This window comes from Acidiluteibacter sp., assembly GCF_055129545.1.
In genome coordinates this window covers 40,737-56,650 of record NZ_JBSRUB010000007.1, presented here as the reverse complement: position 1 = coordinate 56,650, position 15,914 = coordinate 40,737, and the positions used below count along the sequence as shown (strand labels likewise).

General features: G+C 35.4%; 10 protein-coding genes and 1 pseudogene. 1 reads left to right on the top strand and 10 read right to left on the bottom strand.

The features are described 5' to 3' along the window. Nucleotides 1-51 precede the first annotated feature (51 nt). A complete protein-coding gene (locus ACTB0X_RS02925; RefSeq protein ID WP_463023487.1) occupies nt 52-2,484 on the bottom strand; it encodes an alpha/beta hydrolase family protein in 2,433 nt (810 codons plus the stop codon). Between the two features lie 240 nt (nt 2,485-2,724). On the opposite strand from ACTB0X_RS02925, the gene ACTB0X_RS02920 reads away from it, so the two are divergent. Next, entirely contained in the window at nt 2,725-8,166 is a 5,442-nt protein-coding gene (locus tag ACTB0X_RS02920; RefSeq protein WP_463023486.1) for a T9SS type A sorting domain-containing protein, read from the top strand. Nucleotides 8,167-8,217: 51 nt separating this feature from the next. On the opposite strand, the gene ACTB0X_RS02915 is transcribed toward ACTB0X_RS02920, so the two are convergent. The 9 genes and pseudogenes from ACTB0X_RS02915 to ACTB0X_RS02875 form a co-directional block, all read right to left on the bottom strand. Continuing rightward, nucleotides 8,218-8,772 carry a glycosyl-4,4'-diaponeurosporenoate acyltransferase CrtO family protein gene (locus ACTB0X_RS02915; protein WP_463023485.1) on the bottom strand — a complete coding sequence of 185 codons (555 nt, stop codon included), beginning with the start codon at nt 8,770-8,772 and terminating at the stop codon, nt 8,218-8,220. 10 nt (nt 8,773-8,782) lie between these two features. Continuing rightward, entirely contained in the window at nt 8,783-9,232 is a 450-nt protein-coding gene (locus ACTB0X_RS02910; protein ID WP_463023484.1) for a DinB family protein, read from the bottom strand. A 62-nt stretch (nt 9,233-9,294) separates the two neighbouring features. Beyond that, the gene (locus ACTB0X_RS02905) at nt 9,295-10,041 is read right to left on the bottom strand and encodes an energy transducer TonB (RefSeq protein WP_463023483.1); all 747 of its coding nucleotides are present in this window, start codon (nt 10,039-10,041) and stop codon (nt 9,295-9,297) included. 18 nt (nt 10,042-10,059) lie between these two features. Further along, nucleotides 10,060-10,809, bottom strand: coding sequence for an NYN domain-containing protein (locus tag ACTB0X_RS02900; RefSeq protein ID WP_463023482.1), 750 nt, complete (start codon nt 10,807-10,809; stop codon nt 10,060-10,062). A 292-nt stretch (nt 10,810-11,101) separates the two neighbouring features. Further along, a pseudogene (locus tag ACTB0X_RS02895) lies at nt 11,102-11,281 on the bottom strand (acyl-CoA dehydrogenase family protein); the annotation flags it as partial. Between the two features lie 211 nt (nt 11,282-11,492). Then, nucleotides 11,493-13,130, bottom strand: a complete 1,638-nt coding sequence (locus ACTB0X_RS02890) for a DUF2341 domain-containing protein (protein WP_463023481.1) — start codon at nt 13,128-13,130, stop codon at nt 11,493-11,495. 262 nt (nt 13,131-13,392) lie between these two features. Next, the gene (locus ACTB0X_RS02885; RefSeq protein ID WP_463023480.1) at nt 13,393-14,022 is read right to left on the bottom strand and encodes a CatA-like O-acetyltransferase; all 630 of its coding nucleotides are present in this window, start codon (nt 14,020-14,022) and stop codon (nt 13,393-13,395) included. 484 nt (nt 14,023-14,506) lie between these two features. Then, complete coding sequence (locus ACTB0X_RS02880) at nt 14,507-14,719, bottom strand: hypothetical protein (RefSeq protein ID WP_463023479.1); 213 nt, start codon at nt 14,717-14,719, stop codon at nt 14,507-14,509. 216 nt (nt 14,720-14,935) lie between these two features. Next, a complete protein-coding gene (locus ACTB0X_RS02875) occupies nt 14,936-15,880 on the bottom strand; it encodes a hypothetical protein (RefSeq protein ID WP_463023478.1) in 945 nt (314 codons plus the stop codon). Nucleotides 15,881-15,914: the final 34 nt, after the last annotated feature.

Genomic DNA, 15,914 nt, shown 5'->3' with positions numbered 1-15,914 from the left:
TAATGACAATGAAATAGCCATTTGGTTGCCTCATTAAAATAATAAAATGACTTACTCTTTAATTTTTGCTAGGTTTTTGTTTTTTACATGCTCTTCCAGCCACATATCTTGTTCCCACAATAAGTGCAGAATACTTTCTTTGGCACTGTAACCATGACTTTCTTTTGGTAAAATTACCAATCGAACAGTGGCACCCAATCCTTTCAAAGCATTGAAATAGCGTTCACTTTGCATCGGATAGGTTCCCGAGTTATTGTCTGCCTCACCATGTATCAATAGGAGTGGGGTCTTCATTTTATCGGCATGCATAAATGGAGACATCGTATTGTATACTTCAGGTGCTTCCCAATAATTTCGCTCTTCACTTTGGAAACCGAATGGAGTCAACGTTCTATTGTAGGCGCCACTTCTAGCAATTCCTGCTGCGAATAAATCAGAATGAGATAATAAATTGGCCACCATAAAGGCGCCATAGCTGTGTCCGCCTACGGCTACTCGGTATCTATCAATGTAACCCAATTGATCTACGGCGTCAATGGCTGCTTTTGCATTGTCAACCAATTGTTTTCTGAATGAATCATTTGGTTCAGTGTCACCTTCACCAACAATCGGAAATGATGCATCGTCTAAAACAACAAAACCTCGATTTACCCAGTAAATTGGCGAACCATAATAAGGGTATGTGAATTCATTTGGATTGGAGGTATTTTGTCCTGCACTGGCTTTGTCTTTGTATTCAGTTGGATATGCCCATATTATCATCGGCATTTTTTCTTTTTTAGCTTTGTCATAACCAACAGGTAAATAGAGTGTTCCTGAAAGTTCTAAACCATCTTCACGCTTGTATGAAATAACTTCCTTGTGCACATTTTGGATGCTTTTAAACGGATTTTCAAATGCAGTGATTTGTCTTAATTTATTTGTTTTTAAGTCTCTGAAGTAATAGTTTGGGTATTCTGTGGCCGACTCTATTCTTACCTCTAATTCATTTTTTGCAACATCATAACCTCTGATGTCTTCAATTTTGTTGGTGTATTTTGATTGATACAATCTTTTGGTTTTTAATGTATTTAAATCATACTGATCCAAGAATGGAAATTGACCCTTTTCAGTAAATCCATCACCTTTTAAAAAGGCAAATGAGCCATTTAGCGCTAAAACATTGCTTCCAAATTGATTTCTTTTCATCTCAAAACTTCCGGGATCGCTGTATTTATCTTGATAGTTTCGATCAAACAAAATGGCTGGCTCTGATACTTGTGAAGGATTGAGTTTATAGACTTTGGTATTTCTAGTGTTCCACCAATAATCGTATACAATAGCAGTAGTTTCATTTCCCCAACGCACACCTGAAAATCGGTTGATGGTTTTAATCAAACTTTTTGGGGTTCCATTAAAAGGTGCTTCCAATTGAAACACTTCATCTCTAAAGTCAACTTCCTTTTCAGGATCTCCTCCATCCAATGCCATTGCAAATGCTAGTGTAGCCGGTTGATCATCTCTCCATTGTATATCTCTTCTGCCTTCTTGAGTCGCCATAAATCCTTGAGGCAATTCTTCCAAAAGTGGAGTTTCTACTATGGTTTCAACCAATTTTCCATCTTTGGAATAAATGACCGTAGAGGAAGGAAATCTCCGGTAAGTTACAATGTAAGAAAACGGTTTCTTGATGGTAGAAATCAATACATATTCTCCATCAGGTGAAAATTTGATTTCGTCGTAAAGATCACTTGCCAATATCAGGTTACTTTTACCATTTAAATCTACTTTGAATAGCTCAGAAAGTGACAATTGCTCGAAATTGTGTTCATCATTTTTATTACTCAATAAATCCTGATACGTTCGGTTTTGAGCCTTTTTTCCATCGTTTACTGAAATAGTTGGACCAGTTGGAATGGCTTCTTTGGTATTGATTAAAGCTTTTCTTTTAGACGAAACCATTTTTACCAACAATGATTCATTGTCTTCATACCAATTTATCGGATCGCCTAAATTGGCATTGACCTTTTCTTCAGTAATCTTGGTTGCTTTCGCTGATTTTAAATCAATCACCCAAACTGAAACACCTTTTGCAGTGGTATTGGTCATTGCTATTTTAGATTGATCAGGTGACCACATAAAGTTGGTCAATTTAGCATTTTCGGGCAGACCTGAGATTTGTTTAGGTACTGTTTTTTTATCAGAAAGGTTCTGAATTTTAATGTTATTGAAGTAATTCGCACGACTACTAATGTTGGTTTTTGGATCAATTCTCAATCCACCCAATCGCATTTCTTCTTGCGATAAGTCTTCTATTGTTTTATATGCATCCCTATATATAAGGAGCATGGACGATTTGTCTTCAGGCATTAATACATATGGTGCTAAAGGCACATCGACCAAATCTAAAATTTCTTTGACCGGTTTTTGATAGGTTAGGTTTTCTTGAGCTGAACTAAATAACATATTCACTGTTAATCCGAATAGAAGAATTGTTTTTTTCATAACTACAATTTAAAAAGATGTTGCAATTTATAGAAAAGTAGCAACTGTTTATTGGCATTATTCTTCAAAAGGCGATAGGGAAGGATAAATGGATAATTGAAGATAAATTTTTGTTTTTTTTAACAGTTGTCCAACTATTTATTAAATTAGTGCGTCTTAAATAGTTAGTCGATTAATTTATATTAATAAGTTAATTCGATTAAGAATAAGTTAATGTTCTTTCAATTAAATCATTAAATGATGAAAAAAAGCTATTTATTATTATTGGGAATTCTATTTTTAGCAGGTAATCTTTTGCATGCACAGCGTTATGAATGGATGAAAATCTACTCAAGCTCTACATTTGGAAACACATCCGCCTCTACAAAAGTATTTGGGAACAATATATACGTTGCTGGAGAATTTCAGGGATCTGTTAGTTTTGGGTCAACTGTCCTTTCAAGTGGGACCAGTTTTAGAAGTCTTTACGTGGCAAACTATGACACATTAGGAAATTTTCGTTGGGCTATAAAAGGAGGATCAGACATTGATTATGATGATTTTATAGATATGGAATTGGACCAATTTGGGAATATTTATATTGTTGGACAATATACCAATACCACCAATTGGAGCTCCTTGGTCCTTAATAGCAGTTCTGGCTCTTCATCCAATGGTAGAGAGGCATTTGTCGTTAAATTAAATTCTCAGGGAGTCGCTCAATGGATCCGAGGAATCTACTCACCTGGTAACTTTTTCCCTGCAAATGGAGTGACTGATATTTCCGTAGTCGACAATAGCTTGTATTTGACAGGGAGCCTCACTAGAACAATTTCTGTAACAAATAGCACTTTCTCACTTATTCAACCTGTCACTCCTTTTCAGAGCAATATTTATGTCGCACGTTGGAATTTATCAGGAGATTTGAAAATGTTAAGTAAGGTCGCTGGTGCAACAGCCTCAAATTCTTCCTCTTCCTCTGTTGGGGCTATTTTTGGATTATCTGATTCTACTTATTTATTATCAAGCGTTTTAAGAAATACGTATTTGCTAGGGTCAAATAATGTATTGGCAACAGGGAACTCATCAGGACTATCAGATCAATACATTATTCGTTACACCAATTCAGCTTGTGATTGGTTTAAAAACGCTTCTGGAGGCGTTTCTACTTCCATTTCAGCTGCTGCACAAATTGAAGTAGGAAATAATAATGAAATCTATTTAGCAGGAGTATTCAGGAATACGTTTCAGTTCCAGGGGCAATCAATAACCGCTCCCGCTTTTGATTATCATTGGTATATCGCAAAAATGGATTCTATTGGTACTTTAATATATCTGAAAGATTATGCGGTAATTGGTTTCAGTACACCTAGAATTAAATATACTGCTAACGATGAATTGGTGTTGGTTGGTAGTTTTAGAGATAGCCTAGAGTTTAATAATAAAAAGACTTTTACTAATGGGAATCAAGATATTATAGTTGCTAACTTAGATACAGCTCTTAATATAAATTGGTACCAAACAGGAGGTGGTGGAAACGTGGAGTATGGTATAGGTATTTCGAGTGATATTGGTCCAAATATATACGTATTAGGGTCTTACACAGGACTGGCACAATTTGGATCTACTTTTTTCACAGGATTAAATACGACAAGTACTTCTATTTTATTTAAAATGAGTGAGTGTGGGTCTTCTCCGATTCCATTCATTTTTAATGGGGATACCAATTTATGTCAAGGTCAAACAGTAAGAATTCAGGCAAACCCTGCTGCTGCGTCCACTTTTCAATGGTTAAGGAATAGCACACAATTAACCGGAGAAGTATACCGAGATGTGGTGGCTAACAGTACAGGAAATTATCAAGTGATTGTTAATGGAGCAGGATGTGTTGATACCTCCCGAAGCGTAAGGGTAGAAGTAGGAACTCCACCAACTGTTACTTTTACACTCAGAGATACTGCTTGCCAGTTTGAAACCCCATTTCCATTATCAGGAGGTCTGCCAGTTGGAGGAATTTATAAAGGTACCGGAATTACAAATGGGGTATTTGATCCTTCTTTAGCAGGAATTGGTAACAAGACGTTAACTTACGTTTATTCCAATGGTGGATGTAAAGATTCCGCTTCCGTTGTAATTTTTGTAAAACCAGCGCCAACAGTTTTCTTCGCACCGCTGTCCAACATTTGTATAACCTCACCTTCCTTTACATTAACAAATGCATTTCCTTTTGGAGGAGTATTTTCTGGCAATGGTGTTTCGGGAGGAATCTTTGATCCTGCCGCAGCAGGAGGTGGTAGTCATGTGATTACATACACTTATGCTGATGGTAATGGTTGTTCAAGTTCTACAACTAGAACTATTAAAGTAGATACCATTCAAACAGCAACTTTAGCTAATTTACCTGTATTCTGTATTAATGATGGAACATATGCATTAACTGAAGGAAGCCCTGCAAATGGGGTGTATCAAGGAATAGGAATTGTAAATGGAGTTTTTAATCCGGCTATTTCAGGAGTTGGAACTTTTCAAGTTAGATACATTTATACCAACCAGTGTGGCAAAGACACTGCGACAGGAACTATAACTGTCAATCCAACGCCTGCAGTAACCCTAGGGAGTTTTGCTTCAGTATGCGAAGGCAGTTCTGTGATTACCCTTTCAGGTGGTTTACCATCAGGAGGAACTTACAGTGGAACAGGAGTCAATAATGGACAATTTAATCCAACTACAGCAGGAACATTTAAAATCTATTATGATTATACCGATGGTTTGGGTTGTTCTGCTAGAGATTCTAGTAACCTGATTGTTAATCCGCTGCCAACAGTTTCTTTAACAAATGATGCTACCATTTGTGCAGGAAGTTCAATCACATTGACCGCTTCAGGAGGTTCAACTTACGCATGGAGTAATTCTGCTACAACAGCTAGTATTTCAGTTTCTCCACTAACTACCACGAAATATTATGTGACAGTAAGCAATTCCAACGCTTGTCAGCAAAGAGATAGCGTAACAGTAACTGTTGTGCCAAATCCAACAGCGAGCATCAGTGGAACAGCATTAATCTGCGAAGGTTCTTCAACAACACTAACAGCAAGTGGAGGAGTAAGCTATGCTTGGAGCAATGCTACTAATACTGCAACGAATACTGTTTCTCCAGCCACTTCAACAACTTATACAGTAACAGTGACGAATTCAAATGGATGTACTTCAACCGCTAGCCAATTAGTTACTGTGAACCCAACACCGACTGTTACTTTAGCTAACTTTACTGCTGTTTGTGAAGGTAGCCAAGTAATTACGTTATCAGGAGGTTTACCAACAGGTGGAACCTACAGTGGAGCAGGAGTAAGCAACGGACAGTTTAATCCAACTGCAGCAGGAACATATAAAATCTATTATGATTATACAGATGGAATCGGCTGTACTTCTAGAGATTCTAGTAATCTAACTGTTAATTCATTGCCAACGGTATCTTTAACGAATGACACGACCATTTGTGCAGGGAATTCAATCAACTTGACTGCTTCAGGCGGATCAACTTATGCTTGGAGCAATTCTGCGACTACAGCAAGTATTACAGTTTCTCCAACCAATACGACAAAATATTATGTAACAGTAAGTAATTCAAATGCATGTCAACAAAGAGACAGCGTTACGGTAACTGTAGCACCAAATCCTACCGCGAGCATTAGTGGCACAGCATTAATCTGCGAAGGTTCTTCAACAACACTAACAGCGAGTGGAGGAGTAAGCTATGCTTGGAGTAATGCTACAAGTGCCGCAGCGAACACCGTTTCTCCAACCTCTTCAACAATATACACAGTAACGGTAACGAATTCAAACGGATGTACGGCAACTGCTAGCCAATTAGTAACTGTGAACCCAACACCGACTGTTACTTTAGCAAACTTTGCTGCAGTTTGTGAAGGTAGTCCACTAATTACACTTTCAGGCGGTTTACCATCTGGTGGAACCTACAGTGGAGCAGGTGTAAACAATGGACAATTCAATCCAACTACCGCAGGAACATTTAAAATTTACTATGATTACATGGATGGAATAGGATGTACTTCGAGAGATTCTAGCGATCTAATTGTTAGTGCATTGCCAACTGTGTCTGTAACAAATGATACTTCAATTTGTGCAGGAAACTCGATTACTTTATCAGCTTCAGGAGGCACAACTTATTCTTGGAGCAATTCAGCAACGATATCCAGTATTACGGTATCTCCATTATCCACCACAAAATATTATGTAACCATTGGCAATGGGAATACTTGTCATAAAGTAGACAGTATCGAGGTAACTGTGGTTCCCAACCCAACAGCAAGCATTAATGGAATATCAAATATCTGTGAAGGAACATCTACCATTTTGACTGCTAGTGGCGGAGTGAGTTATGCATGGAGTAACGCAGCAACTACGGCTACAAATACTGTTTCTCCAATCACTTCAACTAACTATACAGTTACAGTGACCAATTCAAATGGGTGTACTGCCGTAGCTAGTCAATTAGTGACTGTTAATCCGAAACCTGCAGTAACATTAGGAAGCTTTACTGCAGTTTGTGAAGGAAGTTCGATGATAACACTTTCTGGAGGTTTGCCGACTGGTGGAACTTATTATAGTGGAGCAGGAGTAATTAATGGACAATTTAATCCAACAACAGCTGGAACTTTTAAAATCTATTATGAATTCACGGATGGTTTAGGATGTACTTCTAGAGATTCGAGTAATTTGACTGTTAATTCATTGCCTACGGTATCTTTAACAAATGATACGACCATTTGTGCAGGGAATTCAATCAACTTGACCGCTTCAGGAGGTTCAACTTATGTTTGGAGCAATTCTGCTACAACAGCAACCAATGCTGTTTCTCCAACGATTACCACAAAGTATTATGTGACGGTGAGCAATTCCAGTGCTTGTCAGCAAATAGACAGTGTTACGGTTTCTGTTGTACAAAAACCTGTGTTGACCGTTTCTAATAATACCAGTATCTGTTTGGGTGATACTATCGCGTTAACCGCAAATAGTAGCTTCCCTAATTACCTTTGGAACACCAATGCGACTTCTGGTACTATTTTAGTAAGTCCTTCCAATACAAAATGGTATATAGTGCGATCATTTAATGGGAATTCTTGTTTTGCGATTGACTCCATCTTGGTTACTGTAAATACAGGAACTCCATTAAGTATTGGACCTGATATTACTTTAGATTTATTGAATGTGGTTAGCTATACTTACGATGCCGGAGCAGGTTTTAGTGCTTATCTGTGGTTTGATAATTCAACTAATCAAACCAAAACCATCAACTATGACCCGCTAAAAGCCGGTCAAACTGAAATGATAACGGTTATCGCAAATAATACGGTGGGATGCCCATCGGTTGACACAGCTTATGTGCTTTATGATGTGAATACATCGATAAAAACGAATCCAGAAGAAGGTCTAGCATGGGCCATTTATCCAAACCCTACGACGGGACTAGTAAACCTTCAATTTAGTAATGAATTTAACACTCAAAAATTGATTGAGGTATTTGACCTCAATGGAAAGTTAGTTTATCAAATGACGCTGCCAATGAATCAAAATACAACACAAATACAATTGGCCGACGAGAAGTTAAAGCGAGGAGTATATTCGATTAGAGTAACTTCTGATCAAAAAGTATTATTTAAGAAAATAGTACTGAGTTATTAGAATTTTTAATTCATTTAAAGGCCCATTGATAATCAAATTAATGGGCCTTTTTTATTTCAATCTATTTTTAATGAATTGAATCCGCATGCGATGATGTCGTTGCAGAAGAATGGGATACAAATTGCCGATTACATTGATGAAGAGGGTGAAAATAGCCAATTGAACTAAACCAATACTAAGGAAATAAATCATTGAAAGTTTGACGAAAACAAAAGGCATAAAATGTCCCCATTCAGATTTTTTAGATTGAGTGATTAAGTTGTCTATTCCATCAGCTCGACCATTAAAATAGCCTTTTTGTTTCTTTTTAGATCTCCAAATAGTGGCTAAAAGGGCTATTCTGAAATAGTCTACTTTCATCAAGTTATAGATTTTTTTTAAGCGTTTCGGATGTCGAATCCTATAATAGGATTCAGGAAACATTTTTTGAATGGGATAAGCAAAGACTAAAAATGCGAATACTCCAGTGATAAAAAGTGTTAGTAACCAAGCCAATAAAAGTGTTAATAGCCAATTGTCAGAAGTGAAATGTTGTATTTGAAGAATCAGCTTGATAGACTGCCAACCCAAGAAAACCGATGCTACCGAGAGAAAAAATTTCTGCATAAAATTGGGTTTATACGGATTCCCTTTTAAAAAATATGTAGTCAGTTGGAATGGTATCAATTCCTGATTGTGTGATATCTGCCATAATTTGTCCTCGGTGATGGGAGAAGTGATTAGAAACATGCAGTAAAATGTCTACAACACTATGATTGTAAGTTACTCCTTTTGTATTTTTAAAAGTGATCACTGTTTCTAAATCACTCGTTTTAATAATCTCTTCCGTCACTTTAAAGTTTGCAAAATCCATCTCCAAACATTTACCCATTGAATGAACTTCAAACACGCCCAGCTGATCACTACCATTAATTCTAGCATTCCATATTTGATGTGCATTTATGGAATGTGATAACAATTCGATGGTTCTTTCAGAAACGTTTGGCTCATTCAATAACAAATGGTTAATTATTTTTTTATTGGTTACATGATGGTAACTGAATAATTCTTGGAGGTGTTTTTTCATGATGGTTCGTTTGAATTAGAATTTGTTCGGCTTTCATCTGCAGTCTAATTATAAATAATTTATCATAACGTAAAATTTATGGGAAAATTAAAAGAAGTTTCAACGTTATTTCCTTTGTACTTTGCAGGAGTCCAATTGGATTTTGGTAATAAATTAGTAACCCGCAATGCTTCTACTTGTAAGATAGTATCGATGGTTTTGTAGTTTATAATTTTTGGATCCTTTATTTCTCCTTCTACTGTCACTCTAACCGATACAAAAACTCTGCCTTCAATTTTTTTATCTAGTGCTTCTTGAGGATAAATTACATTTTGTTTAATGAATAAATGGATTTTATCATTTCCTTCAGGATAAATTGAGGGAACATCAAATTTTTCTTCTTCGTATCCCAAGGTTTTACGCTCTTCTGGACTCAAGCTATTCACGTATGCCAGTGTAACAGTTTCGCGAAGTTTAATTCCTTCTGCGGTGTATGTCTGACTAGTAAAAAGCGTATCATTTCGATATAGACTTTCCTTTTTTATATTCCCGGAGGGATAATACCATTCAAATTTTCCTTGTTTTACTTCAGGGTTTAAAGATGAATATGCACCTTTCATTTGAATGGTTCCATTTTTAAAATAATCAGTTACGTCAATCAATGCTGACAAGTCATTTTTATTTGAAACTGCAACTCTGTAAAAGTGACTTTTTTTTACTTTAGTCGTTAATTTCCAATCCTTATCAAAATATGAGGTGTCACTTATTTGCGATTGGACAGTTATTACATTCAGCAGGACTATTACCAGAAACGAGGTTCTTTTTTTCATTTTCATAAATTGGTTCATCTATTTATTCTTCAAATAAATCAATCGAATATTGTTTTCACCAGTTTCTTTTACTTCTATTTGAAATTCACCCAAGCTTTTAATGAATGGGTACAGTTTTGGGAAACCGTAGTTACGAGCATCAAAGTCAGGTTTCTTCTTAATGATAAAACTGCCCAATTCTCCTAAGAATGCCCAACCGCTATCGTCTGAAATTTCATCAATGCTTTCGCGGATCAGTTTAATAAGGTTTTTGTCAATTTTACTTACCGAATCATCCTTTTTAGGTGTCGTTTTACTTTGTTTATTTGGCTTTTCAGTCGATTCTTGTTCTTGTGCTTTCTTCAGAATCTCGATGTAGATAAACTTATCGCAAGCTGTTATAAATGGGCGTGGGGTTTTCTTTTCTCCAATTCCGATTACCAACATTGCTGCTTCCCGCAATCGTGTGGCCAGTCGTGTAAAATCGCTGTCGCTAGAAACGATGCAGAAACCGTCTACTTTTTCGGAATACAGTAAATCCATTGCATCTATAATCAACGCACTGTCGCTTGAGTTTTTACCGGTAGTGTAACTGTATTGTTGAATAGGAGTGATCGCATTTTCCAACAACACATTTTTCCATCCGGAAACGTGTGGCTTGGTCCAATCGGCATAAATCCGCTTAATTGTCGGGTTACCATATTTGGCTATTTCGTCCAACATTTCTTTTATGTTGGCATATGGCACGTTGTCGGCATCTATTAGTACTGCTAATTTTTTATCTTTCATAATGTGTTTTCTTTATTTGGGGTAGTATAAGGTTTGGTGGTGAAATTAATCAAAGTTTGGTAATTAAGTTTTTCTCGATAAGGTTTGAATTACAAACCCGAGGATGAAATAAGTGTTGGAAATAATTGCATCTAAATTGTTTTAATGCTGAATAAAATATAGAATTTATGTTGCTGAAATTCAATAACTATTTACTAATATTGTAATATTCAATAATTGCTTTTGATTGAAATGAATTCTAGAAGTAAAAGGGAAAATTAAAAAATGGTAGACTTAAATACTAATGTTTAAGTTAAACAAAAGCACTATATCCTGTAATTGCTCTACCAACAATTAACGAGTTAATTTCTTTAGTTCCTTCGTAAGAGTAAATTGCTTCTGCATTAGCTACAAACCTACCAACGTCGTATTCCAACAGAATGCCATTTCCTCCCATTACTTCTCGTGCTTTGCTTACCACATCTCTAGTCCAAAGAAAAAAAATGACTTTTTTAGGCCCATTTTTATTTTATTGATTGGCTTTAAGTGTTTGTTTTACTGTTGTATAAAAGTATATTAATCGATTATGCAACGGATTAAATTTTCACAACCCGAAGATAATACAAAATATTCAACAAATAGAGTAGGAGTGCTTAAAATTAGAAGGTTAGTGAGAAAGCTATACGATAGTAAAGCTTTAAAACTTATTGCTTTATTATTTGATGTGCTGAAGAATTGGTGCGAATAATATAAATTCCATTTTTCAATTTTGATACATCTAAAACCACATCGCCATTTCCACTCTTCGACTGATCGATTAAATGTGTCACCTCCTGTCCATAAATGGTGTATACGGTTATAGATTCAAAATCGGTTGGGTTTCCATGTAGTGTTACTTTAGAGTGTGTTGGGTTTGGGAATATTTTTGCATTCGCATGACTAGATGTGTTGAGTAGAACGCTTCTTTTTTCGAAGTATTCATAATCACCATTAAAATCGGTTTGCTTTAATCGGTAATAAGACCAACCTTCAATCGGGTTTTTATCAACTGTATTGTAATTTAACAGCGAAGAAGAATTTCCAGCTCCTTTTATCCTTTCAATTAAATCCCAATTATTTCCATCTATGGAACGCTCAATACTGAAGAAGTCATTGTTTATTTCCGATGCCGTATTCCATTTCAATAACACTTGATTTGAGAAGTTAATTGTTGCTTCAAAATTTAATAAATCAATTGGCAAAGCTGCACAAAGAGCCGCTGCAGTATACTCTATGGATACAATTATAAAAGTACTCGGATTTTTTTGATTATTAAATTCTGTTGCCAACCAATCGGATGAAAGTGCAGTTGTGCTAGCTCTTACTTCATCCAAATCTCCATTGAACCTGTTTGTATTTTCACCAGAGGCAATTTCACCCCCAATGGATGCATTTCCCGATGCTGCAGTTAGAGTGCCGGTTACAGTCGCACTGCCGATTAAAGCACCATCAATATATAATCGTTTCACTTTAGTGACATTGTTATAAGTTGCTGCAACAAAGTACCAAGTATTATTGAGTATTGAGTTGATGGGAGAATCTATTGATACTGGTGTTAATCCTCTAATGTAAAACCGGACGGATCCAGTTCCAGGATCTCCAAGACTAATCGCATGACCACCACCATCATTGATGGCATCGTCACAAATGACGCGTTGCCCTGTTTGATTGTTTGTAGTGGTTCTCATCCAAGCAGAGTAAGAAAAACTACTCGTTCTGTTGGGGTGATTGCTCAATTCTATCCAATGATTGGGATCTACAAAATTTCGTCCATCTCCAATTAAAGCAGGAGAGCGGTTGGTTGAGCCATTGTTGGTCCCATTGTTAGAGCTGCCACTTCTGTCATTTACATTATTATTCAGGTGCCATACACCATCATACCCTAAAGAAGACCAAATAGCGGTTGTCGATTGGTTGGTTGAAGCTGAGCTGTTTCCATAATACATGAAAAAGCGAGTATTCGTACTATTACTTAAGGATGGAACTTGTACCCAAACTACTAATTTTCCGGCAGTAGGGCTGTATGATTCCAAATCAAAAAGTAGGGCAGAGTTGCAATTGGTTTGAGTAAATGTAATGTCGAAGCCATTGTTGTTTCTAACCTTACCTCCATTTGCTATGGTTCTTAAATCGGGATCAGTAATACTTACTAATACTGGAAAATTAGACAAGGCAGCTGCTCCAGAAACTTTTGTGGCATCTATGGTGATTGCTTTACCAAAACCATATCCAGCTGGTTGTGCATGTGCACAAAAGCCCATGATTAAGGTTATAAATAGATAAATGATTTTCATATTATTCATCTATTATATAGGTTGATAGAGTAGGTGTTAAGCAAATTTTTAGAGTTTAGGTAGTGTAGTAAAATCAAAAATAAGACATTAATTAAATATCAAAGGTTTTTTGAAAATAGTTTATTCTTGGTTGTAATGCAAATCAATCTTTCCTCTTTGTTCATTGAATAGCATTTCTATTTGTTTTAATAAATTGATTAGTAATGATTTTGCAATTGAGAGAAGTTCAAAAAGTATTCATATTTAACAATAAAGGAAAATCCTTGAATAGTTATGTTTTCAAAAGCTCCTGCTGAAAGGCAGTTAAGTATTTTGAAAGATGTAAACCATCCAATAAACCATGGTGCGCTTCAATTGAAACTGGTAAATATTTTCTGCCATCTCTAATGGAATACTTCCCAAAAGTGATTTTCGGAACAGATTCTTTTTGGTTAAAACTAGTGGGGTGTAGTAAACTAGAAAATGAGGTCCAAGGAATGGTAGAATGACGAATTAGGTTCTTTTTTATAGCATCATTGTTCAACCTTAGTCCTGTAGAATGATGCACCGATTTAATTTCATTTTGCAATTCGGTATTAAATGTCTGAAAGTCGTTTGAAAAATTTACGAAAATAAAGCAAAAGGTTCCATCTTTTCTTCCAATGGTAGCTCCTGCATGGATCACGGGATAAGAAACTACTTGATTATCCTCAATTCGATAAGTTAACTCTTCTACCGAGTTCACTGCAATCATTGATCTGTGCAAATAGGTGGCAAAAAAAGAGTGGCCATTTTCTTTTGCTCCTTGATAAGCGACTGAGCAATCCACCTCAGTGGTTATACCGAAGTAGGGAGAGTCCATTTTAGAAAAAAAGTGATAGTGTTCTTTTCTTTTCCAATTATCAATGTCTATAATTTTCATTCTTAATTAAAGCTTTTATTTAACTCCAAGTTAGTCACAAAAGTAAGTATAAAGCTATTGTTAGGTACAATTGTGTACATGAAATAAATTAATGTCTATTTTATTTATGTGGTTTATATTGTATTTGTTATGTATTTTTTTTAGTTACGAAAATATAACTGTGTTGTAAAAAATAAGGCAAAAAAAAACATCTTCCTTTTCAGGAAGACGGCTCTAGTAATTTTATAAATAATGATTTTAACATTCAACTTTCTTTTCCTTTCTATTCCAATCAATAAGTTATAACCTAAAAGAAGGTTGTCTTCTCTCTTTGATAAATGATTTCTGATGATAATTCCTAGAGCGAAGCTAATAAAGAGGCTACTCTTTTAAATTCATAACCTAGTGTAATAGGCACTGCCAATGATAGTCTTCTGTATTGATAATTAGTTGATCATCTTATTATTTCAGGATATGATGATCCATTCGTATTAATTTGAGATTTTTACAAATTCGAGAACGCTGCACCTGCACCGATATGCCAACCACTATTAAAATCATAATTTGCAATAAGGGATAATTGAAAAGATAAGTTTCTCGTAATTCTTTCTAAATTTTCAATTGTATTTTGATTAGTATCTCTAAAAGGAAAAAATGGCAAATATTTATAGTGTGTATACTGAAAACCTAAGAGATTTCTGATGCTAATCTTTTTCATAACAAATAATTAAGCTTCCTCCTAGATTACCTCCAAAAACTGCTTTTGTAGAGGGGGTATCTAAAATTGTATAATCACTAAAAAAGCGCATTTTAGTTTGACTGAGGCGAACCTGTGAGCCAAAACCTAATTTTGGGATTTAATAGAGTTAAATAGTATAATTCCTTGTATTAATAAGCGAAATGTATGGAGTTATTCTATTACTTATTAACGTTATTATTTCAACGTCCAACCCAAGGTCAGAAAGCTCATTAACAAGTACTCTTCATTCTTCCAATCGTAGGCAATACCGACTCTAATGCCTCCAAACGTGCTATTGAAAAGTGAGTTGTCTTGCCATCCAAAAATTAAACCTGCTAATTCTCTGTTTAATGATTTTCTCTCGATAAGGTATTTATAGGTTCCTGCTATAAATGGCCCAGAAAAGTTGTAATTGCTTTTTCCTTTTTCACTTCTTTTGCCTTGTCTAAAGAAGTATCGAAGTTCAGTTGATACATCGTAATTAATGAATGTACTGGTATTTCTTTGTTGTTTTCCAAAGAAATTCATTCCGATTGAACTGTAGAAAGAAATGGGTTTAGCCACTTTTATTTCGAAGCCCAACTCAGGTCTTAAAAAACTAATTCTACCAATGATAAAATTTGAACTATTAATCACTGAATCATAGGGCAACAGCACTGATCCTTTAATTGAATCATTCTCTTCCATTATTTTAGAAATGAATTGATTTCGGTTTATTTTTGCTTCATTGCTTTCAGATGAATTGATTAATAGGTCAAGTGTTCCACTAAAACCATTTGGTGACACCTCTAAAATATAATTGGAGTTTCTAGAAATTCCAATACCTTCTCCATTTACTTCAAACAAGTTTACGTTTCCTCTATCTATTACTTTTACCAATGCAGTTTTAAGCGGAAAGTCGTGTACAAAGTAATTTTCATTATTGAAAATCAAGCTATCAACTTTCCCAATTGAAATTGCTTTGGTCTTGTTATCTGTAATAATTTTAAATCTAGCTCTTGAAAATAGACTGCCTTTAAGTGTTCCCTGTATAGAGCTTCCTTTGGATGGGTAGATCGTTATGTTTTGATCTGTTGTTTGTGCGGTTACATCACAAAAAGAGAGAACTAAAAAGAGAAATAAAAAGTATTTTAACTTCACAGGTATTTTTTTAAGTCCTAAATTTAATATAAAA